This window comes from Curtobacterium sp. MCPF17_051 (assembly GCF_003234595.1).
GTDB classification, from domain to species: domain Bacteria; phylum Actinomycetota; class Actinomycetes; order Actinomycetales; family Microbacteriaceae; genus Curtobacterium; species Curtobacterium flaccumfaciens.
This window is the reverse complement of the sequence record NZ_QKSE01000014.1, coordinates 51,447-73,194: the sequence shown is the minus strand read 5'-3', so window position 1 is coordinate 73,194 and position 21,748 is coordinate 51,447. Positions and strand designations below refer to the sequence as shown.

General features: G+C 71.8%; 21 protein-coding genes. 13 read left to right on the top strand and 8 right to left on the bottom strand.

Annotation, left to right across the window (positions count from 1 at the left end):
- Positions 1–77 precede the first annotated feature (77 nt).
- Entirely contained in the window at positions 78–1,367 is a 1,290-nt protein-coding gene (locus tag DEJ35_RS12305; protein WP_111192824.1) for a hypothetical protein, read from the bottom strand.
- Complete coding sequence (locus tag DEJ35_RS12300) at positions 1,364–2,080, bottom strand: ABC transporter ATP-binding protein (protein WP_111192823.1); 717 nt, start codon at positions 2,078–2,080, stop codon at positions 1,364–1,366. The genes DEJ35_RS12305 and DEJ35_RS12300 overlap by 4 nt, the downstream gene beginning before the upstream one ends.
- Before the next feature lie 87 nt (positions 2,081–2,167).
- Here DEJ35_RS12300 and DEJ35_RS12295 point away from each other — a divergent pair, with 87 nt between their 5' ends.
- From DEJ35_RS12295 to DEJ35_RS12250, 10 genes are all read left to right on the top strand, one after another.
- Complete coding sequence (locus DEJ35_RS12295; RefSeq protein ID WP_258378477.1) at positions 2,168–4,795, top strand: carboxylate--amine ligase/circularly permuted type 2 ATP-grasp protein; 2,628 nt, start codon at positions 2,168–2,170, stop codon at positions 4,793–4,795.
- A gap of 309 nt (positions 4,796–5,104) precedes the next feature.
- Positions 5,105–6,064, top strand: a complete 960-nt coding sequence (locus DEJ35_RS12290; protein WP_111192840.1) for a GNAT family N-acetyltransferase — start codon at positions 5,105–5,107, stop codon at positions 6,062–6,064.
- Between the two features lie 76 nt (positions 6,065–6,140).
- Positions 6,141–7,133: a matrixin family metalloprotease gene (locus DEJ35_RS12285; protein WP_111192822.1), complete on the top strand. Its 993-nt coding sequence runs from the start codon at positions 6,141–6,143 to the stop codon at positions 7,131–7,133.
- A gap of 35 nt (positions 7,134–7,168) precedes the next feature.
- Positions 7,169–7,885, top strand: a complete 717-nt coding sequence (locus DEJ35_RS12280; protein ID WP_111090800.1) for a GntR family transcriptional regulator — start codon at positions 7,169–7,171, stop codon at positions 7,883–7,885.
- Positions 7,886–7,977: 92 nt separating this feature from the next.
- Positions 7,978–8,988 carry a sugar phosphate isomerase/epimerase gene (locus DEJ35_RS12275; RefSeq protein WP_111192821.1) on the top strand — a complete coding sequence of 337 codons (1,011 nt, stop codon included), beginning with the start codon at positions 7,978–7,980 and terminating at the stop codon, positions 8,986–8,988.
- Positions 8,985–9,938, top strand: a complete 954-nt coding sequence (locus DEJ35_RS12270) for a 3-hydroxyacyl-CoA dehydrogenase family protein (RefSeq protein WP_110861959.1) — start codon at positions 8,985–8,987, stop codon at positions 9,936–9,938. Before DEJ35_RS12275 ends, DEJ35_RS12270 begins: the two co-directional genes overlap by 4 nt.
- 17 nt (positions 9,939–9,955) lie before the next feature.
- The gene (locus DEJ35_RS12265; RefSeq protein WP_111192820.1) at positions 9,956–10,735 is read left to right on the top strand and encodes an SDR family NAD(P)-dependent oxidoreductase; all 780 of its coding nucleotides are present in this window, start codon (positions 9,956–9,958) and stop codon (positions 10,733–10,735) included.
- 121 nt (positions 10,736–10,856) lie between these two features.
- Positions 10,857–12,248: an MFS transporter gene (locus DEJ35_RS12260; RefSeq protein WP_110861963.1), complete on the top strand. Its 1,392-nt coding sequence runs from the start codon at positions 10,857–10,859 to the stop codon at positions 12,246–12,248.
- A complete protein-coding gene (locus tag DEJ35_RS12255; RefSeq protein WP_111192819.1) occupies positions 12,245–13,951 on the top strand; it encodes a dihydroxyacetone kinase family protein in 1,707 nt (568 codons plus the stop codon). Before DEJ35_RS12260 ends, DEJ35_RS12255 begins: the two co-directional genes overlap by 4 nt.
- Entirely contained in the window at positions 13,948–14,709 is a 762-nt protein-coding gene (locus tag DEJ35_RS12250) for a triose-phosphate isomerase family protein (RefSeq protein WP_110861967.1), read from the top strand. The genes DEJ35_RS12255 and DEJ35_RS12250 overlap by 4 nt, the downstream gene beginning before the upstream one ends.
- On the opposite strand, the gene DEJ35_RS12245 is transcribed toward DEJ35_RS12250, so the two are convergent.
- Positions 14,702–15,544, bottom strand: a complete 843-nt coding sequence (locus DEJ35_RS12245) for an NAD(P)H-binding protein (RefSeq protein ID WP_110861969.1) — start codon at positions 15,542–15,544, stop codon at positions 14,702–14,704. The two genes, DEJ35_RS12250 and DEJ35_RS12245, sit on opposite strands and share 8 nt — an antisense overlap.
- 79 nt (positions 15,545–15,623) lie before the next feature.
- Here DEJ35_RS12245 and DEJ35_RS12240 point away from each other — a divergent pair, with 79 nt between their 5' ends.
- Positions 15,624–16,376: a TetR/AcrR family transcriptional regulator gene (locus tag DEJ35_RS12240; protein ID WP_258370330.1), complete on the top strand. Its 753-nt coding sequence runs from the start codon at positions 15,624–15,626 to the stop codon at positions 16,374–16,376.
- Here DEJ35_RS12240 and DEJ35_RS12235 read toward each other — a convergent pair.
- Positions 16,373–17,044, bottom strand: coding sequence for a response regulator transcription factor (locus tag DEJ35_RS12235; RefSeq protein ID WP_110861974.1), 672 nt, complete (start codon positions 17,042–17,044; stop codon positions 16,373–16,375). The two genes, DEJ35_RS12240 and DEJ35_RS12235, sit on opposite strands and share 4 nt — an antisense overlap.
- The gene (locus tag DEJ35_RS12230; protein WP_258369922.1) at positions 17,041–18,252 is read right to left on the bottom strand and encodes a sensor histidine kinase; all 1,212 of its coding nucleotides are present in this window, start codon (positions 18,250–18,252) and stop codon (positions 17,041–17,043) included. The genes DEJ35_RS12235 and DEJ35_RS12230 overlap by 4 nt, the downstream gene beginning before the upstream one ends.
- A 342-nt stretch (positions 18,253–18,594) precedes the next feature.
- On the opposite strand from DEJ35_RS12230, the gene DEJ35_RS12225 reads away from it, so the two are divergent.
- Complete coding sequence (locus tag DEJ35_RS12225) at positions 18,595–19,476, top strand: manganese catalase family protein (protein ID WP_071404423.1); 882 nt, start codon at positions 18,595–18,597, stop codon at positions 19,474–19,476.
- 82 nt (positions 19,477–19,558) lie between these two features.
- On the opposite strand, the gene DEJ35_RS12220 is transcribed toward DEJ35_RS12225, so the two are convergent.
- The 3 genes from DEJ35_RS12220 to DEJ35_RS12210 form a co-directional block, all read right to left on the bottom strand.
- Positions 19,559–19,885, bottom strand: a complete 327-nt coding sequence (locus tag DEJ35_RS12220) for a hypothetical protein (protein ID WP_110861976.1) — start codon at positions 19,883–19,885, stop codon at positions 19,559–19,561.
- Positions 19,886–19,896: 11 nt separating this feature from the next.
- Positions 19,897–20,340: an Hsp20/alpha crystallin family protein gene (locus DEJ35_RS12215; RefSeq protein ID WP_111192817.1), complete on the bottom strand. Its 444-nt coding sequence runs from the start codon at positions 20,338–20,340 to the stop codon at positions 19,897–19,899.
- Between the two features lie 109 nt (positions 20,341–20,449).
- Positions 20,450–21,193, bottom strand: a complete 744-nt coding sequence (locus DEJ35_RS12210) for an alpha/beta fold hydrolase (RefSeq protein ID WP_111192816.1) — start codon at positions 21,191–21,193, stop codon at positions 20,450–20,452.
- Positions 21,194–21,243: 50 nt separating this feature from the next.
- Between DEJ35_RS12210 and DEJ35_RS12205 the strand changes: the two genes are divergently transcribed.
- Entirely contained in the window at positions 21,244–21,705 is a 462-nt protein-coding gene (locus DEJ35_RS12205; protein WP_110861980.1) for a MarR family winged helix-turn-helix transcriptional regulator, read from the top strand.
- Positions 21,706–21,748: the final 43 nt, after the last annotated feature.

The window sequence follows — 21,748 nt, the reverse complement described above, 5'->3', positions numbered from 1 at the left end:
GGCACCGCGCGCTGGCAGGGATTGTCGAGGTGCGCACGGTGCTCGGCCCCGTTGGTGTTCGACCGGCGGATGCGGGCTCAAACTCCGGTGTCGATGAGTTGTGGGCCCAACGGTCGGCGCCGAGCCTGCAGGACCGGTGCGGTCGTCGCCACCACCATGATGACGAGTCCGACGGCGACCACGAACGGCACGGGACGAAGCGGGTCCGTCCAACTCGTCAGGGCCGCTGGGATGGTCGCGATCGCGAGTGGTACTGCGATGAGCGCCGCGGTGACGACCACCGCGACGGCTTCCAGTACCGCAGCGACGAGCCCCGTCCGGAAGGTCCCGCCAGCGGCGACGAGCAGGGCAACGTCCCGTCGTCGGCCCATCGTCGTCATCACCACGGTGGCAGCACCGGTGAAGAGGACGATCAGGACCGGGCCGCCGAAGATGGCGAGGCCGCCCAGGTAGTACGCGGGCGAGTCCCAGACGCCCGCCAGGCCGGTGAGTGAGCCCAGCAGCATCGCCACCGCGAGCAGTGCGATCGCCGAGTGGCTCCGCGCGACGTGGTACCTCAGCGACTCGCGCGCGAGGAACCACGCCGCCGGAGCCCCGGGGAGCACTGCGGTCCACGCCGACACGAGCGATCGGCAGGACCAGGGTGCGACCGTGATCACGAACCCCATCGCGGGCACGAGGAAGAGCATCGTGACGCCCCGCGCGCCGAGCAGCGTCAGCACGTACATCGTGACGGTGACGCCTCCGAGCACCCAGGCGGTGATCTTCCGGCCGCGGCTGGGACGGGCGGGCTCGGATTCGGACTCACGGACGGCGTCCAGGGCGGGGGTCGTCGACGCCGAACGTGCAGCCCCGAGTGCGCTGAGAAGCACCACGAGCTCGAACACCACGAAGGCGGTGACTGCCTCGAGCACGCCGAGGCGCGGATCGAGGGCTGGCGCGCCGGGGTTCCGGAGGGGCGCCGAGAGGAAGGCCATCAGGCTCCGGAGTGTGAGAGGCATCAGCGTCAGGGCGGTTCCGAACGCGACGAGGGACAACGTGACCGCCTGTGCGAGCACGACCCGGCGGATCAGCGCAGGCCCGAGACCGCCGAACTGCCACAGCGCGTACGTCCGGCGCTGGACGCGGATCGCGAACGTCACGAGCACGTTGAGTGCGCCGATGACCACGATGGCGTTCATCGCTCCGAAGACCATCGCGTGGTTGCGCAGGCCGGCTGCGTCGACGGTGTCGGTGATCGCAGCGGCGGTCGAGACGTCACCCGCGCAGACGAGCGCGACGACGGCGGTCAAGACCATGACGACGAACGTCGAGGTCCAGAGCCGCCAAGCCCGGACGACCTCGGCGAGGACGAGACGTGTGATCACCGGGACACCGCCTCGAGGATCTCCGGCACCGAGGGAGTGACGAGCTCCCGGTGCAGGCGTCCGTCGCGCAGGACGAGCACGCGGTCGCCGAGTGCCGCGGCCTCGAGGTCGTGCGTGACCATCACGACCGAACGCGACCCCGTGGCCGCCGCACGCAGGAGTTCGAGCACGCGTGCTCCGGACTCGGTGTCCAGGGCGCCGGTCGGTTCGTCGGCGAACACGACGTCCGGCTGGGTGACGATGGTGCGGGCGATCGCCACGCGCTGCTGCTGACCGCCGGAGAGCTGGCCGGGGCGGTTCTGGACGACCGCGCCGAGACCGACCGCTTCGAGGGCGTTCCGGACGACCACGCGATCGACCGACCCGGTCACGAGCCGGAGCGGCAGCGCCACGTTCTCGAAAGCGGTCAGGGCGGGGATGAGGTTGTACGACTGGAACACGAACCCCAGGTGGTCGCGTCGGAAGGCAGCCAGCGAGTCGCCCCGGAGGGTCGCGAGGTCGGTGCCGTCGATCCGGACGGTGCCACTGGTCGGCGAGTCCAGCCCGGACAGACACTGCAGGAGCGTCGACTTGCCGGAGCCGCTCGGACCGACGACGGTGACGAACTCGCCGCGGCCGACGTTCACGGAGACGTCTTCGAGGACGGTCGCGTCATGGCCTGCTGCGCTGCGGAACCGCCGCGTCAGCGCCGATGTCTCAAGGAGGGGAGTCATCACACCAATATATGACATATGTTACGAGCATGAGTCGGCCGGAGCCGGCGGCGGACGCGCCACAGGGCAGACGCGTAGGTTCCAGCCATGAGTGCAGAGCTGACGCTCGGCGCCGAGGAAGAGCTGCACCTCATCGACCTCGAGTCCGGCCGACTTTCCGCGAAGGCCCCGCGCCTTCTGCCCAAACTGCCCACGGATCGCTTCGGCGCGGAACTGCAGCGCACGACGATCGAGACGAACACCCCGGTGGTGCGGACCCTCGACGACCTGCGGCGGGTGATCGTCGACCTGCGCACTGAGCTCAGCGCCGCGATCGCCCCGGCCGGGGTCACCATCGCCGCCGTCGGCACCGCGCCGAGGTCGGAGTACGCCGACTTCGAGCTGAGCGCCGGCGGTCGGTACGGCCGGATGCAGGAGCAGTACCGGATGCTCGTCGACGAACAGCTCATCTGCGGGCTGCAGGTGCACGTCGGCGTGAGCGACCGCGACCTGGCGGTGCTGGTCGCCCAGCGTGTGGCGCCGGTGCTCCCGGCGTTGCTGGCCCTGAGTGCGTCGAGTCCGTTCTGGAACGGGCAGGACACCGGGTACGCCTCGTTCCGGAGCATCATCTGGCAGCGGTGGCCGTCGGCCGGCAGCTTCGGACCGGTCGCGGACGCCGCCGAGTACGACCGGGTGCTCGACGACCTGATCGCCTCGGGCGTGATCGCCGACAAGAAGATGGCCTACTTCGACGTGCGGCCGTCGTCGCACGCGCCGACGCTCGAGCTGCGGGTCTGCGACGCGACCCCGGTGGTGGACGACGCCGTGCTCATCGCCGGACTCTTCCGCGCCGCCGTGCGCAAGGCCGAGAAGTCGGTCGTGTCCGGCGCCGAGTGGCACCCGCGCAGCGAGCCCCTGCACCGTGCGGCGATGTGGCAGGCCGCCCGCTCCGGGTTGAGCGGCGAACTCGTCGGCCTCGGACAGCACCCCGAACGCCTGCCCGCCGAGGTCGCGGTGCGCCAGCTCGTGTCCCGCCTGCGGCCGGAGCTCGAGGAGCTCGGCGACTGGGGGACGGTGACGGAGCTGCTCGAGGCGACCCTGGCCCGCGGCAACTCCACGGACCGGCAGCGCACCGCGTACGCCGAGCGGGGGGAGATGGACGACGTCGTCGCCCTGGTGGTGGAGGACACCGCTGGGCTCCCGTCCGGACGCGAGGAGGACCCGGTGGTCCCGATCCCCGGGTACCGCGTCCGCGCCGGCGACGAGGCGGTCGGCCCCGGGGCACGCCCCCGTCCGGCGTTCCGTGACCTGGCGGCCTTCTTCAGCGGCTGGGACGCCCAGACCGCGATCGAGCGGTGCACGGCGCGCGACGTCTGGACCCGCGAGCACCACGTCGGCTTCGTTGTCGACGGCGGTGCGCAGGAGTTCGGCTGCGACCTGGTTCCCCGGACGATCAGCGCGTACGAGTGGTCGCAGCTCGAGCGTGGCCTGGGGCAGCGGGCCCGTGCGATCGAGCTGTTCCTGCGTGACGCGTACGGCGACCGGCGGATCGTGGCCGACGGCGTGCTGGACGCGGACCACTTCGTCGGTGCGAAGGGCTGGGACCCGGACGCCACCCGGCTGCCGGCGACCGCCGTCCGTGCGCCGGTGCTCGGGTTCGACCTGGTGCGCAACGAGTTCGGCGGCTGGCGGGTGCTCGAGGACAACGTCCGCTCGCCCTCGGGCGTCGCGTACGGCATTGCCCTGCGCGAGCTGATGGACGACGTCGTGCCGGATGCCCCGCGGCCGGTGCACCTGCGCGACCCGCACGGCGTGACCGACCGGCTCCGCCGGACCCTCTGCGCGAACACCACCGCGGTGACGGGCGCGACCGACCCGGTGATCGCACTCGTCAGCGACGGCCCCGCCGCCGGCGCGTGGTTCGAACACCGCAGCCTGGCCCGCGGGGCCGGGTTGCGCCTCCTGTCCGGATCCGACCTGGACGTCCGTGACGGACGCGTGGTCGACGCGACGACGGGCGACGTGCTCGACGGGCTGTACCTGCGGATCGACCGCGACGTCACCGCACTGACGTCGGAGCAGGCTCCCGACCTCGGTGCCCGGATCCTCGACGCGGCGGAGGCAGGACGCGTCTACCTGGCGAACGCACCGGGCAACGCGCTGGTCGACGACAAGGCGATGTACGTCACCGTGCCGGACCTGATCTGGTACTACCTGGACGAGAAACCCCTGCTGGCATCGGTGCCGACGTACCGCACGAGCATCGAGGTCGAACGGCTGTCGGTCCTGGACCGCGTCGGGGAACTCGTCACGAAGCCGGTCGACGGCGAGGGCGGGCGCGGGGTCCTGATCGGACCGAGCGCGAGCGCCCCCGAGGTGGCCGAGCGACGACGCGAGATCGCCGCGGACCCCGCCGCGTGGGTGGGGCAGGAGGTGGTGCAGCTGTCCTCGCACCCGACGATCGGACCCGCCGGTCTCGACCCGCGGCACGTGGATCTGCGGGCCTTCGTCTACGCGACGGGGACCGGACCGGACGACGTGCACCTGGCCGACGTCGCCCTGACGCGCGTCGCGCCCGAGGGCAGCATGGTCGTCAACTCGTCGCAGGGCGGTGGCGTGAAGGACACGTGGATCGTGGGGAACGCCCCGGCGGACACCGAACCCGCGCCGGCGGACACCGACCCCGCGCCGGCGGACACCGACCCCGCGCCGGCGGACACCGAGGGAGAGCGCTGATGTGTGGACTCGCGGGCGAGATCCGGTTCGACGGTCGCGGTGTGCGGGATGAGCGACTTCGCGACCTTCTACCGGGACACCGAACCGTGGATCGCGGCCGCTGCCGCCACGAAGTACGGCCAGAGGCTGGCGCGGGCGCTGACGCTCGGTCTGGTGCGAGGTTCCGTACTCCGTGCGGTGCACGTGCCCTCGCACCGAGTACGGAACCTCGCACGGGCCGTGGGCCCCTCGCACCGTGCGAGCCGCGGTGCGCCGTCACCGGGTGCAACGATGCGCCGGCGGCGCTCGCCGCGGGCGGAGAATGGTGGGATGACGACGACTGCGCCGACCTCGACCGCGCTGACCCGACCCGGAGAGGTCCTCGTGACCTCGGCAGCAGACGTCGAGCTGGTCATCCACCGTGCCACGAACCACTACGCCTCCGGTGTCGTCGCGGACACCGCCGGGTGGGCGGACGGCGATCGTCGGCGGATCGAGGACCTCGGGTTCCGTGGCGGTGACCCGCGCGGCGAGGCGCTCCGGACCCTCGACCTGACGATGGCCGACGACGGCACCCCGACACGGGTGCTCGACGCGCCCGCGATGGCCGCGCTGAACAGCCACCACGCCCGGTTCGCCGAGCGGCGCGGCGACGTCGTCCGGTACCAGACCGACGTGTCGGTGTGGACGGGGATCCCCGCGCAGCCCACTGCGCAGGACTGGGAGGACGTCCGGGCGCTGCTCGGGTCGGGCGGGATGCTCGGCGTGGGCGCGGCTGCCGTCCTGCCCGAGGGGTGGGAGCTCGTCGAGGGCGCCGGCGGCGTGCAGCTCACCGGTGAGGCGATCGAGGGTGCGCCGGATCGCGAAGCCGTCGTGCTCACGCCCGACGACGTGCCGGAGATGACCGCCCTGGTGGAGCGGACGAAGCCGGGGCCGTTCCTGCCGCGCACGATCGAGCTCGGCACGTACCTGGGCATCCGGCGGGACGGTCGGCTCGTCGCGATGGCGGGGGAGCGGTTGCACCCGCCGGGGTGGACCGAGATCAGCGCGGTGTGCACGGACGAGGCGTACCGGGGGCAGGGGTTCGGGCGTCGGTTGGTGCTCGCCGTCGCGCACGGGATCCGGGAGCGCGGCGAGACTCCTCTGATGCACGCGGCCGCCGGGAACACCGGGGCGATCGGGCTGTACCAGCACCTGGGGTTCCGACTGCGGGACCGTGGGGCGCCGCGGTTCGTGCGGGTGCCGGACGGGAGCGATCGACCGGCCGGGAGTGGCAGTTCGGGGGGTTGACTGCCCCGAGTGACGATCCGCACACTGTCCTGGTCGCCGGGGGACCTCGGCGCGTCATGACAGGAGAACCATCATCGTGAGGACGTCGTCGTGGACCGCAGGTGCGGTCACCCTCGGTATCGCGCTGGCCGCGGTCGTCGTCTCGACCGGCCCGGGTTCGCCGGCGGTCGCAGCGCCGGCGTGCCAGGGGGACCGTGTCACCCTCGAGCAGCTCGCGAGCGGGTGCGCCGTGGCCACGCCGACGATCGTGCTGCCCGACGGCCGGCAGTTCGTCGTGCCGGAACCGGGCACGACGGTCACCGCGTTGCCGGTGGCCGCGTCGGGTGTGGACGACGGCGGGGACGTGTCGATCACGAACACCGGCCGTGCGGGTGTCGCGGTGCGCGTCGATGACGCGTGGTCCGGGTCGGCGGCCGCCGTCCGGCAGGAACGCCAGGCGCTGCGCGACAGGGTGGCCGCCGCTGTCGTGTCGCGCGGAGCGGCCACCACGTCGGCCACGAAGGCGGCCACGAGCTGCACCGACACCTCGTACACCCGGCTCGGGTTCCGCTGGGCGGGCCCGGTGAACTGGAGCTACAACCCGAACAACCAGAAGGTCACCGGTCCGTCGGCGATCGGGGCCGGAGCCGACGCCTGGACCGGGCCGGTCTCGTCGTGCGGACGGACGATTACGTCGACCGCCGACCAGAAGCACCTCGGGGTGCTCAAGCAGGCGATGGGCGTCACCGCGACCGGTGGCTGCGGAGCCGCGAACGCGTCGAGCGTGGTCGGGTGGGGGTCGCTGCCGAAGGGCACCCTCGGCGTGACCTGCGTGTGGTCGCGCTCCGGCACGGCCGTCGAGACGGACCAGCGGTACTCGACGTCGGTCAACTGGTCCGCCGCCGCGACCTGCTCCGGGGCACGGTTCGACCTGCGAGGCGTCGCCACGCACGAGTGGGGTCATGCCTACGGGCTGGGGCACACGGCCGCGAACAGCGGCCTGGTGATGAAGCCGTCGGTGTCGACGTGCGAGACGAGTCAGCGCGGCCTCGGCCTCGGTGACCTCCTGGGGATCGACGCGATCTACTGATCGGAGCGAGTTCGTGGATTCTCTAGGATCGATCCATGTCCACGACCATGCCCGGCTTCGGGACGGAGCGCATCACGCAGCTCGGTCTGCGTGACCGCGTCTACGACCGGGTGCTCGAGGTCCTGATGGGCCACGACGTCGAACCGGGCATGCGACTGTCGATCGACGGACTGGCGCGCTCCCTCGGGGTCTCGCCGACCCCGGTGCGCGAAGCCCTGGTGCAACTCGAACGCACCGGCCTCGTCACCCGACAGGCGAACAAGGGCTACCGCGTCTCCCCGCCCCTGGCCGGCGACCAGCTCGAGGCCCTGTTCGACGCCCGGCTCATCGTGGAGAGCGGCGCCGTCGAGCTCGCGGCCCGCGGCGACGTCGACGGCCTGCGCGAGCGACTGGCGGCAGCGCTCGACGAGCAGGCTGCGGTGGCCGCCGAGGTCGCGTCCGTCGGTGCTGCGCACGCCCCGGAAGCGCTGATGGCCCGTTTCTTCCGGAGCGACTGGCAGTTCCACCAGCTGATCTTCGACGCGACGCGGAACCCGTTCCTCGAGGAGATGTCCGAGATCATCACGACGCGCGTGCACCGCATGCGGCAGATCGTCGAGGGCGGCGGGGACGACACGGATCGTGCGGTTCGGGAGCACCGGGCCATCCTGGAGGCGCTGGCTGCGGACCCGACGTCGGCCGTCGCCGCGATGCGGCTCCACATCGACGCCGTCCGGTTGCGTTCGCGCGCGGACGCTTCGCACACGAGCTGAGGCGAGGGGTTGCGTTCCGGCGACGTGGGAGTATCTTTCCTATAGGAAAGAGGTTCATCGCTGAACCACCACGACATGCAAGGGAGCATTCCGTGACCACTCCACAGGACTGGGTCGACCAGGATTGGGACCCCACCACCTGGACGTCGAAGACCTGGCCGATCGCCGCGTGCCTGCACGGGTTCGCGCAGGTCACCCGCGACGGGACGGCCTTCCACGATGCCCCCGCCGAGGTGTGGGACGAGGTGTTCGCGCAGATCGAGGCCGTCGGCTTCTCGCTCGCCGAACTCGCCGACAGCCACATCCGGCCCGCAGACCTCGAAGCCTCCCGCCGCGACGAGCTGTTCGCCGTCGCGAAGTCGCACGGCATCGGGATCCCGTCCGTGCACCTGCAGCGCAAGAGCGTCATCCAGCCCGGGCACGAGGACGAGAACCTGGCCTACGCCCACCGCACCATCGACGCGGCGGCCGAGTGGGGCATGCAGGTCTTCTCGACGGGGCTGCACCAGCCGTTCACCGACGCCCAGAAGCGCGCGCTGTGGTTCTGGACGGTGCCGGGACCGAAGGACCCGGACGACCCCGAGGTCTGGGCCGCGGCGGTCAAGCGCCTGCGGGAGCTCGGCGAGCACGCTGCCTCGGTGGGGCTGCCGATGGCGCTCGAACTGTACGAGGACACGTACCTCGGCACCGCCGACAGCGCGGTCCGCCTGGTCGAGGAGATCGGGCTCGACAACGTCGGGCTGAACGCGGACGTCGCGAACCTCATCCGTCTGCACCGACCCGTCGAGGACTGGCGGGAGCTCTTCGCGAAGACGATGCCGCACACCAACTACCTGCACGTGAAGAACTACACGCGTGACGAGGCCGGCGACGGCAGCTGGGCGACGAGTGCGCCGAGCACCATGGAGACGGGCCTCATCAACTACCGCCAGGTCCTGCGCGACGCCGTCGCCGACGGGTTCCGCGGGATCGTCATGACCGAGCAGTACGGCGGGGACAGCCTCGGCGTCTGCGCCACCAACCAGCAGTACATCCGATCCGTCCTCGCGACCACGAAGCTCGACGCGGCGACGGCAACCAGCACCGAAGGAGCAACGCGATGAGCACCCTCGACATCGCCGTCGTCGGGTCCGGCTACATGGGCGGCGGGATCGCCCAGGTCCTCGCCCTCGCCGGCCACACCGTCCGGATCGCCGACGTCTCGGCCGAGATCGCCCAGCAGAACCTGGAGCGGCTGCTCGGCGAGACCGCCCAGTTCGTCGCCGACGGGCTGTTCCCCGAGGACGCAGTCGAACGGGTCCGCGCACACCTGAGCGCCGCCGAGTCGATCGAGGCCGCCGTCGCCGACGCGGACTTCATCGAGGAGGCCGTGCCCGAGAAGCTCGAGATCAAGCACGCCACGCTGCGCCGCATCAGCGAGGCCGCCCGCCCGGACGCCGTGATCGGCTCGAACACCTCGACGATCCTGATCGAGTCGCTGGCCGAGGCGGTCGTGGGCCCGGAGCGGTTCCTCGGTGTGCACTTCTCGAACCCGGCGCCGTTCATCCCCGGCGTCGAGCTCATCCCGCACCCGACCACGAACGAGCACGCGATCGAGGTCGGCGAGACCGTCGTGGCCGCGACCGGCAAGCAGTCGGCGCGGGTGAAGGACTCCACGGGGTTCGTCCTGAACCGCTTGCAGTACGCGCTGTTCGAGGAGGCCACGAAGATCGCCGACGAGGGCATCGCGAGCCCCGACGACATCGACACCATCGTGCGGACCACGTTCGGGTTCCGCCTGCCGTTCTTCGGCCCGTTCGCGATCGCCGACATGGCCGGGCTCGACGTGTACGCGTTCTGCTTCGAGTCGCTGCAGACCCGCTGGCCCGAACGCTTCGCCACCCCGCCGTCGCTGCAGCAGCACGTCGACGCCGGCGAACTCGGCACGAAGTCCGGCGCCGGGTACCTCGAGGTCCCCGCCGACCGCACGCCCGAGCTCGTCGCCTACCGGAACAAGGCGTACGTCGCGATGCAGAAGCTGCTGGACGACCTCGGCCCGGCGCCGATCCACTGAGCCCCGGAGCACGAACGATGAGCACACAGAACCCCCAGGGCCCCCAGGACCGCACCGTCGTCCTCACCGGGGCCGCCTCACCGCGGGGCATCGGCCGCGCCACCGCCCACCACCTGGCCGAGGCCGGGTGGGACGTCGGGATCATCGACCTCGACCAGACGGCAAGCGAGCAGGTCGCCGACGAGATCCGCGAGCAGCACGGCGTGCGGGCCGTCGGCGTCGGTGCGAACGTCGCCGACGAGTCCGCCGTCCGTGCCGCCTTCGACACGATCGAGGCCGAGCTCCGGCCGATCACCGCACTGGTGAACCTGGCCGGGGTCTCGTCCGCGCACGCCTACCTCGACCTGCCCGAGGGAGAGTGGCACCGGGTGCTGTCGATCAACCTCGACGGCGTGCACTTCGCCAGCCTGCGGGCGGCGGAGTCGATGGTGCGATCCGGCTACGGGCGCATCGTGAACCTGTCGTCGGTCTCCGCCCAGCGCGGCGGCGGCACCTTCAGCAAGACCCCGTACACGGTGGCGAAGGCCGGCGTGATCGGGCTGACCCGTGGCCTGGCGCGCGAGCTCGGCCCGCGCGGCGTCACGGTCAACGCGATCGCCCCCGGCCCGATCGACACCGACATCATGGGCGGCACCCTGTCCGAGGAACGGAAGGCCGAGATGGCCGCCGACGGCGTGCTGCCGCGCATCGGCACGCCGCGGGACATCGCCGCGGCCGTCGCGTACCTGATCAGCGAGGACGCCGGGTTCGTCACGGGCCAGACACTCAACGTCGACGGCGGCCTGTACATGCACTAGGGCCAGCCGCCCACGGAACGCGCGCCGACCGTGCGACGCGATCCGTGCCTCCCGTCCGGACGACCCAACCGACCGCCGGACGCCACGAACGACCGCACCGTGCTCGCAAAGGAGCGAACCCGTGTCACTACCCCCTGCCCCCGCGCTCGGGTCGACGAACGACCCCGGCCTGCAGTCCGCCATCGGCAAGGCGACGAAGCACCTCATGCCGATGCTCGTCATCCTGTACTTCGTCGCGTTCCTCGACCGCACGAACGTCGGCTTCGCCGAAGAGGCCCTGCGCGTCGACCGCGGCATCTCCGACGCCGCCTTCGCCCTGGGCGCCGGCATCTTCTTCATCGGCTACGCGATCTTCGAGATCCCGTCGAACCTGCTGCTCAAGCGGTTCGGTGCGCGCTTCTGGCTCGCCCGCATCGCCGTCACGTGGGGCATCGTCGCCGCACTGTTCGCCTTCACGACGAACGACACGATGTTCATCATCCTGCGGTTCATCCTCGGCGTGACCGAGGCCGGGTTGTTCCCGGGCGTGATCATGTACCTGTCCGAGTGGTTCCCGAACAAGGTACGCGTGCGCATGTTCGCGATCTTCTACCTGGCGCAGCCGTTCTCGCAGATGATCGGTGCCCCGCTGTCCGGCGGGCTCATCAGCATCGGCGACCAGGTGACGCCGTTCCACGGCTGGCAGGTCATGTTCGCCGGCGAGGGCATCCTCGCGGTGCTGGCGGGCATCGCGGCCCTGGTGTTCCTGACGAACAGTCCGCAGCAGGCGAAGTGGCTCGAACCGGGTGAGAAGGCATCGCTCACCGCGGCCATGGAGCGCGAGGACACCGCCCGCAGCGAGGACGGCCCGAAGGGCATCTGGCGCGCGATGGCGAGCGGGCGCGTCTGGTACTTCACGATCATCTACTTCTGCCTGCAGGTCGCCGTGTACGGCACGACGTTCTACCTGCCGCAGCAGGTGTCCTCGCTGCTCGGGCAGGACGTCGGCTGGCAGGTCGGTCTGGTGTCGGCGATCCCGTGGCTCGTCGGGCTCGTCGCCTGCTACCTGATCGGGTCACGGGCGGACTCCGTCGGACGTCGACGTCGCTGGGGCACCCTGTTCTACGTCACGACCGGCCTGTCGATCCTCGGTTCGGCGTGGGCGGGTGCGAACGGGCAGCCCGTGCTCGGCATCCTGTTCATCACCCTGGCCGTCGCGAGCTTCCTGGCCGTCGGCCCGATCACCTGGGCGTACCCGACGGCGTTCCTGACCGGTGCCGCAGCCGCCGCGGGCATCGGCCTGATCAACTCGCTCGGCAACCTGGGCGGGTTCGTCGCCCCGATCATGCGCACCGCGATCAACGAGGTGGTGCCGACCGACAGCGGTGCGTTCGGCATCGTCTCGCTCGGCGTCCTGGCGTTCGTCGCCGCGGTGATGATCTTCTGCACCAAGTTCTTCCGCGGGGCCAAGGCCGACGAACTGCTCGACACCTCGCACGTCCGCACCACCGACCCGAAGGGCAGCAAGCGATGACCAGACTGTTCAACGACCCGGCGGACTTCGCCGACGAGGCGACCGACGGCTTCGTCGCCGCGAACGAGCGGTGGGTGCGCAGGGTGCACGGCGGGGTCGCCCGTTCCACCACGAGCCCCGACGGCACGGTCGCGGTCGTGATCGGCGGGGGCTCGGGCCACTACCCCGCGTTCGGCGGACTGGTCGGACACGGACTGGCCGCCGGTGCCGCGATGGGCAACCTGTTCGCCAGCCCCAGCGCCCAGCAGGTCACCGGTGTCGCGAAGGCCGCGGAGCACGGTGGCGGTGTGCTGCTCAGCTACGGCAACTACGCCGGTGACGTCCTGAACTTCGACGCCGCGGCGCGCACGCTCGAGGCCGACGGCATCCCGGTCCGGACGGTCCGCGTCACCGACGACGTGACGAGCGCCCCGGCCGACGACCGCGCGAAGCGCCGCGGCATCGCGGGTGACCTCTGCGTGTTCAAGATCGCCGGCGCCGCCGCCGAGCGCGGGGACGACCTCGACACGGTCACCGCCGTCGCCGAGCGGGCGAACGACCGGACGCGCAGCTTCGGCGTCGCGTTCTCCGGGTGCTCGCTGCCGGGTGCCGAGGAACCCCTGTTCACGGTGCCCGAGGGGCGGATGGCGGTCGGCATGGGCATCCACGGCGAGCGGGGCATCGACGAGACGGACGTCCCCACCGCGGACGGGCTGGCCGAGCTGCTGGTGTCCCGGCTGCTCGACGAACTGCCCGACGGCGTGACGCTCGAGAACCAGCGGGTGGTGCCGATCCTGAACGGTCTGGGCTCGGTCAAGTACGAGGAGCTCTTCGTCGTCTACCGCTCGGTGCAGCGGCGCCTGACGGACGCCGGCGTCGTCATCGTGGAGCCCGAGGTCGGCGAACTCGTCACGAGCTTCGACATGGCCGGGGTCTCCCTGACGCTGTTCTGGCTCGACGACGAGCTCGAGGAACTCTGGGCAGCACCCGCGGACACCCCCGCCTACCGCAAGGGCGGTGCGGTCGCCGGACAGCGCGTCGACCCGTCCACCGTGGTGGCGGACGCCGAGGGCGTCGGCATCGGCCCGGCGACCGACGAGTCCCGCGCGGTCGCCGAGCAGGTCGCCGCCGGGTTCGCCGCGGTCCGCGCCGTCCTCGACGAGCACGCCGACGAACTCGGCCGCATCGACGCCGTGGCCGGCGACGGCGACCACGGCATCGGGATGCAGCGTGGATCGCACGCCGCCGACGCCGCAGCTGCCGACGCGGTCACCCGCGGTGCCGGTGCCGGCACCGTCCTGCTGGTCGCCGCGGACGCCTGGTCCGACAAGGCCGGCGGCACGTCCGGTGCGATCTGGGGCGCCGCCCTGGAGGCACTGGGTCGCGTGGTCGGGGACGACTCGCGTCCGTCCGGTGCCACCGTCGCGCAGGGGGTCCGCGCGGCCACCGAGGCCGTGCTCGCGTTCGGTGCCACCGTCGGTGACAAGACGATGGTGGACGCCCTGGTTCCGTTCGACGAGGTGCTCCGCACCCGGCTCGACGCCGGGGCGGCGCTCGCCGAGGCCTGGGGCGACGCCGTCCGTGCCGCCCGTCAGGCAGCGGACGCGACGGAGTCCCTCGTGCCGAAGATGGGCCGGGCGCGAACGCACGCCGACCAGGCCGTCGGCACCGCGGACCCCGGCGCGCTGTCCTTCGCCCTCGTCGTGGAGACGGTCGCCCCGTGATCACCGTCGGGGTGTCGCTGAAGACGTACTTCTCGCACGCCCGGACGCTGTCGTGGGCGGCTGAGGTCGCGGACATCGCCCGGCGACACCCCGCGGTGTGCTCGGGTGCTGCGTCGCTCTTCGTGGCGCCGACGTTCCCGGCGCTCGTCCCGGTGCGTGACCTGCTCGCCGGCACCGGTGTGCAGCTCGCCGCGCAGGACCTGTCGTGGGCCGATGCGGGCGCGTTCACCGGAGAAGTCTCCGGCGCCGAACTGCGGGAGATCGGTGTCGACCTGGTCGAGATCGGGCACGCCGAACGGCGCTCGCTGTTCCACGAGGACGACGCGACGATCGCGGGGAAGGTGCACGCGGCCTACCGCAACCACCTGCGTCCGCTGGTCTGCGTCGGGGAGCCGGACCGGGCCTCCGATCCGACGCAGGCCGTGGCGGCGGTGACCGCGCAGCTCGACCGGGCCGTCTCGACCGCCGTCGCGGACGGTCTCGCCCAACCCCTGACCGTCGCCTACGAACCGGTGTGGGCGATCGGCGCACCGGCACCCGCACCGGACGACCACATCGTCGCGGTGCTCGACGGGATCGAGCAGCACCTCGCCACCCGGCCCGAGCTGCACGGCAGCACCGTCCTCTACGGGGGCAGTGCCGGACCGGGCCTGCTCACCCGGGGGCAGGGCCGGATCGGCGGGCTGTTCCTCGGACGGTTCGCCCACGACCCCGCCGCGATCCGGGCGATCCTCGACGAGGTCGCGTCGCTCAGCTGAGCTGGTCGCGGACCGGGCGCGGGGCGCGACCGAGCAGCTCGCCGAGCAGCGGATCGGTGCCGGCGAACAGGCCCCGCTCGGCGGCCTGGTACATGCCGAGCAGGAACCCGACCATGTGCGGGTCCTGTCCCGCGGCCAGCGCACGGGCACGCCACTCGTCCTCGCCCAGGGCCTCGAACCCGATCGTCCGACCGGACACCTCGGACGCCTGCCGAGCCAGGTCGGCGAAGGTCGGCGCGTCCGGAGCGGTGAGCGTCACCGGCCCGTCGAACGGCTGGTCGGCGAGCAGGATCGCGGCGGCTGCCTCGGCGGCGTCCTCGCGGGCGGTCCACGACACCGGGCCGTCGACGGGGACGGACACCGTGCCGGTCTCCTGCCACGGGCCCGTCATCCAGGCGGCGCTGTGCGCGTAGAAGCCGTTCCGAAGGCTCGTCCACGGCAGCCCCGAGTCGCGGAGCAGGTCCTCGGTGGCGGCGTGGTGCGCTGCCGGTACGAAGGGCGAACCGTGCGCGGCGCCCTGGTGGCTCGTGTACAGGACCCGGCCGACGCCGGCGTCCACGGCTGCGTCGACGGCGGCACGGTGCAGCGCGACGGCGTCGGCGGCCGGGTCGCTCGACGAGACGAGCAGGAGCTGGTCGGCGCCCGCGAAGGCCGCCGGCAGGGTCTCCGGCTCGGCGTAGTCGCCTCGGCGGACCTCGACGCCACGGTCGGCGAACCGCTGGGCGCGGGCGGGGTCGCGGGCCACCACCGCCAGGTCGGACGGCGCGAGGTGCTCGAGCAGGTGGTCGGCGGTGGCGCCGTTGAGGGCTCCGGTGGCCCCGGTGATGACGATCATGACTTCTCCGTATCGGTGGAAACAGCGTGTTGGTATCGCTGGTAACACAGTGATAGCACACATCCGTTATCGTTGTTCCGTGGTCGAGCAGGGAAGTCAGCGTGACGAGACGCGTTCGCGCATCGTCGAGGTCGCCGGCTCCATGCTGCGCGAACGCGGTGCCGCGGCGGTGACCACGCGGGCGGTCGCGGACGGCGCAGGCGTCCAGGCACCGACCATCTACCGGCTGTTCGGTGACAAGGACGGCCTGCTCGAAGCGGTCGCCGAGCACGCGATGGCGACGTTCTCGGCGATGAAGGCCGACGCCGTCCGAGCTGCTCGTGACGAGGCGACCGACCCCGTCGAGGACCTGCGCACCGGGTGGTCGATGACGATCGGCTTCGGGCTGGCGAACCCCGACCTGTTCGTGCTGTTGAGCGACCCGGAGCGCGGTCGTCGGTCGGCAGCCGCCCGCGCCGGCACCGCGCTGCTCGCCGAACGCATCCGGCGGGTGGCCGAGGCCGGACGACTGGCCGTGCCGGAGCGCCGCGCGGTCGAGCTCGTGCACGCGGCCGGTACCGGTGCGGTGCTCGCGATCCTGGCCGCTCCGGCGGACGAGCGGGACCCGTCACTCGCCGATGACGTCCTGGAGGCCGTGCTCGGGAGGATCCTCGTGCCGAGCGGGGCGACGACGGACGACGGCGGCGCGGCCCCGGGTGGTCAGGGCCGGGGGCGTGACGCCGTGACGAGCGCCGCGATCACACTCCGTGCCGCAGCGTCCCGGCTCGATCGACTGTCGGCAGCCGAGCGGACGATGCTCGCGGAGTGGCTCGACCGGATCGCCGCGGACTAGTCCTCGCGGGTGCCCGCCAGCCCGTGGTCGTGTGCGTAGACGACGAGCTGCACCCGGTCCCGCAGCGACAACTTGCCGAGGATGCTCGAGATCTGGGTCTTCACCGTCGACTCGGTGACGTACTCCTTGGTGGCGATCTCGGCGTTCGACAGGCCGCGGGACGCCCACCCGAACACGACGCGCTCCCGCTCGGTCAGGGTCGCGAACTCGGGCGGCTGCGGTGCCGGGGCCCGCGCGACGTCGGTGCCGAACAGCTGCGCGAGGTCGTTCGGTGCGATGACCGAGCTGCCCTCGTGCACGGCCCGCACCGCGGCGAACAGGAACGGCGGCGTGGTGTCCTTGAGCAGGAACCCGCTGGCGCCGAGCCGGATCGCGGTCGCCGCCGCCGGGTCGAGCCCGAAGGTGGTGAGCACGACGACGCGGGGCAGCGGGCCCGGGACGGCGCCGGAGTGGAGCTGCCGGACGGTCTCCACGCCGTCCATGCCGGCCATCCGCATGTCGAGCAGCACCACGTCGGGGCGCACCTCGGGGATGAGTGCGAGCGCTTCGGCGCCGTCGGAGGCCTCACCGACCACGCGCATGTCGTCCTGGGCGTCCAGCACCACCCGGAGTCCGGCGCGGAACAGCGCCTGGTCGTCGGTGAGCAGGATCCTGATCGGTTCGGTCATCGGACGGGTCCCCCTTGGACGTCGAACGGGATGCGGGCGCGTGCCGTGAACACGTCGTCCAGCACGGCGGCGTCGAACGACCCACCGAGGGCGCCGAGGCGCGAGTCCATGCCGTCGATCCCGCGGCCCGAGCCCGCGGTGCTGCCGTCGCCGGCGACGTTCTCGACCTCGAGCACCAGGTCGGCGTTCCGCCAGGTCTCCCGCACGACGACCGGGTTGCCGGGGGCACCGTGGCGCAGGGCGTTCGTGAGCATCTCCTGCAGCACACGGCGGGCGGCGGTGCCGGTGTCCGGGCGCAGGGCCAGCGGGACCCCGCGCACCGTGCGGTCGACGTCGACCCCGGCGTCGCGGATGCCCTGCACGATCTCCTCGAGTGAGCCCGGGCCGGTCGCCTCGGCAGAGCCGTCGATGTGCCCGAGGACCTGTCGGACCTCGACCAGGGAGCTCCGGGCGGTGCTCGCGATGGTGGCGCTGACCGCTCGGATGCGCGCCTCGTCGTCGAGGAACGGCACCGAGTCCGCCTGCGCGATGATGACCGCGAGCGAGTGGCCGACGACATCGTGCACGTCGCGGGCGATGTCGGCGCGGATGCGTTCGGACTCGGCGACGTCGATGGCGCGGGTGGCGGTGGCCTCGGCCTCGGTGGCGACGGCCTCGGCACGTGATGCTGCGGCCTCGGCGTCGGCACGGCGCTCCGACTCGCGGTCGCGGGAGCGGAAGGCCCGGACGGCGACCCCGCCCGCCCAGACCCCGAGCAGCGCGGTCACCGGGGCGGCCATCGCCAGGAAGGCCTGGTCGCGCGGGCCGTTGATGAGCACGAGGAACCGGAAGCCCGTCGACGCCAGGTAGACCGTCGCACCCGCTCCGGCGACGACCGCGAGCACGCCGGAGACGACGACCTCGGTGCGGGTGCCCACGACGGCGGCGGTGCCGATCACGACGAACAGCGCGAGGTCCACCAGCGACGGGCGCTCGCCGCCGCCGACCTGGATCACCCCGAGGACGACGACCATCGCCATCGCGGCGGACGGGGAGACGCGACGCAGGGCGATCGCCACCGAGGCCGACAGCACCGCGGCGAGGCTCGCGTGCTCGAGCTCGAGGTCGATGGGCAGCAGGAAGACGAACGCCGCCAGGACCGCCCAGGCCACGTCGATGACGATCGACCGGGTGGCGAGCGGCCGGAGGAACCTGCCCCGTTCGGTCACGAGAGCGATCCTCCCATGCCGCACCGGCGTCACGCGGGCGGGGTCATGGCCATGAGTGCGATGACGGTGGCGACCACGATCGCCGCGCAGAGCAGCAGGGTGGCGATCGTGTGCTTGGTCGAGGTCTGCATGTTCCCAGCCTGCGCAACCGGACGGCCGAGGGCATCGGGCGGTCGACCGAAGGGCCTCGTCCTGCCGGGTGAAGCCGGCGGTGGACCCGGAGCCGTGGGACCGGCGCATCCGGGACACCCTCTGCGTGATCCGGCCACCTTGGACGGCCGCTCAGTGCCCCCGGCGAACCATCGGCGGTGCAATCGCTCGATCGACACGAAGGAGCACGATTTGTACTTCCACAAGCAGGAACTCCAGTTCAAGGCAACGCCCGACAAGCCCGACGCGATCTACGCCCGCAAGCTGCAGGAGGTGCTCGGTGGCCAGTACGGAGAGATCTCCGTCGCGCTGCAGTACCAGTTCCAGGCGTGGAACATGCACATCCCCGGCAAGTACCGCGACATGGTGTTCGGCATCGGCGCCGAGGAGATGGGCCACGTCGAGATGCTCGCGACGATGATCGCGCAGCTGCTCGAGAAGTCCCCGCTCGGGATCACCGAGGACGCGCTGCAGGACGACCCGACGGTCGCCGCGATCGTCGGCGGCACGGACGTCCAGCACGCGATCGTCGCCGGTGCGGGCGCCCGTCCGGTGGACAGCAACGGCAACCCCTGGCAGGGCTCGTACATCACCGCCAGCGGCAACCTGCTGGCCGACTTCACGGCGAACGAGAACGCCGAGATGCAGGGTCGTGTGCAGGCCGCCCGGCTCTACCACATGACCGACGACCACGGCGTGCGGGACCTGCTGTCCTTCCTCATCGCCCGCGACACCATGCACCAGAACATGTGGGCGACCGCCGCGGCCGAACTGCGCGAGAAGGGCGTCGAGGGCTTCCCCGTGCCGAGCAACTTCCCGCAGTCGAAGGAGAACCAGGAGGTCAACTACCAGTACCTCAACTTCTCCGACGGTGCCGAGGCGAAGAACGGCCCGTGGGCGAGCGGCCCCTCGTTCGACGGCAAGGGCGAGTACTCGTACCACGACGGCCCGACGACCTCGGTCCCGATGCCCCCGCCCACGCACCCCGACGTCCGGCTCTACGGCACCACCGAGCTGCCGAACGTCGTCGAGAAGACGGCCGGCCTGGTGCAGGACAAGCTGAACAAGGAGTAGTCCCGACGGTCGCCCACGCGACCGACGGAACGACAGGAGGCCCGGCGCACGACGTGCACCGGGCCTCCTGTCCGTCACATGGTCACCGCACCGAGGGGGCGGACCCGCCCACGGTCATCAGTGCCCCCGTCTCGGGTTCTTCGTCGCGTGGTGCCTCGAAGATGCCCGAGTAGGAGCGGACCGCGCTCCACCCCGCGATCAGCAGGGCCGTGCCGAGGACCGCCGCGACCCACGGGGCCAGGAGCGACTGCTCGAAGAGCCGGGGCGCGGCGACCCAGGTCAGGAACGTGCCGGTCAGGCTGCCGGTGGCCCCGAGGAGCACGGCGGTGCGCCGGTCCAGGCTCGTCAGCGCGAGCGCCGCGGTGACGACGAGGACCGCGACCACAGCGTTCAGCAGGACGGACGTCATCGCTCAGCTCCTCACTCGGCGGCGGCGCCGGAACCGACCGCGAGCTGCTCGGACGCGCCACCGACGGTGACGGCGATCTTGCGCGGCTTCGCGGACTCCTTGACGGGGATCGTGACGCTCAGCACGCCGTTGTCGTACCCGGCGGTGATGCGCTCGGCGTCCAGGCCGTCGCCGAGCGTCAGCTGCCGGACGAACGTGCCGGGCTGGCGCTCACGCGTGAGCCACTGCGAGCCCTCGGGCGCGCCCAGGGTGCGCTCGGCGCGGATGGTCAGGACGGAGCCGTCCACGTCGATGTCGACGGAGCCCGGGTCGATGCCGGGCAGGTCGACGTCGAGGACGTAGTGGTCCCCGGTGCGGTACAGGTCCATCGGCATCGAGCGCGGGCCGCCGGCGGTGCCGAGGAGCGAACCCGCGAGGCGGTCGAGCTCGCGGAACGGGTCGAAGTTCATCGTCATCGAAATCAACTCCTTCGTGGTTCTCGTTGAGTCCCCTCGACTCAACTGCCACCGTTTTAGCACTCGACCCTGGTGAGTGCCAAAAGATCGCTCAGAGGACGCCGAGAACTCAGCCGAGCAGGGGCGCCAGGAACGGGTCGATGACCGCCCACGTCGCCCCGGGGGCCTCGAGATGGGGCAGGTGCCCGGCCGCCGGGACCTCGGCGAACACCGCACCCGGCACGGCCGCCGCCACCGCGCGACCGTACGCCGGGGTCACGACCGCGTCGCTCGCACCGAAGACCACGAGCGTCGGCACCCGTACGGCCCCGAGCCGCCGGAGCAGGGTCGGGTCGCTCATCGACCGGCCGGCGACGACCGCCATGGTCTGCCCGTTCGACCGCTGCACCGCCTGTTGTTCCTCGGTGACCGACGCCGGGTCCTGGTACCCCCGCTCGGGATCGTGCCAGGCGACCTCGGCCAGCCCGCGGGCATCGAGGGCGAAGAAGTCGGCGATCGGTTCGCCCTCGACCACCGCACCCACGCCGTCGATGTCGACGACGGCACCGACGACCCCGGCGAACCGGTCGTCGGCAGCTGCCTGCACGGCCATCTCGAGGGCGATCCAGCCGCCGATCGACGACCCCACGAGCATGACGTCCTGCTCCCCGGCGGCGAGGAGCTGCTCGAGGTACGCGGCCGCCAGGGCCGGGACGGAGTCGATCCCGTCCGGGCGCGGGGTGCCGTCCCACCCGGGGTGCGTGGGGGCGACGACGTGGAAGGCGGGCGCGAGGTGCGCGACGATCGGTGCGACGGTCCTGGGGCCACCGCCACCGTGCAGGACGAGCGCGGTGCGGGTGCGGGTGTCGGTCATGAATGCTCCGTATCAACATGTTTATGTACGAGTGTTGATACCGTAGCACCATGCCGACCGACCTCGAAGCCCTGGGCCACGCCGTCAAGCGGGCGCAGTACCGCAACCACCGCACGATGGACGCCGCCCTGCGCGACCTCGGCGTGACGCTCGTGCAGTGGGACGCCCTGCGCGCGATCGACCGGATGCCCCGCGCATCCGGGCACGACCTCGCCGTCGCGACGTTCCAGAGCGACCAGGCGTTCGGCACCCTCGCGAACCGCATGCTCGGCCGTGGGCTCATCACCCGGACCGCCGGCCGGGGCCGCCGGATCGAGCACACCGTCACCGAGGACGGTCGGCGGGTGCTCGAGGAGGGACACCGCATCGCCGAGGGGGTGCTCGACGGCCTGTTCGCACCGCTCGACGAGCCGCGACGGGCGGCACTCCTGCAGCTCCTGACGACCCTGACCGACGGTCCCGAACCGTTCGGCGCGCAAAACGTACACAGCGCCAATGGTTCGTTGAACTGACCGTTCACTTCGTGAAAGAGTTCAGGCGTCCGCAGGGGACACA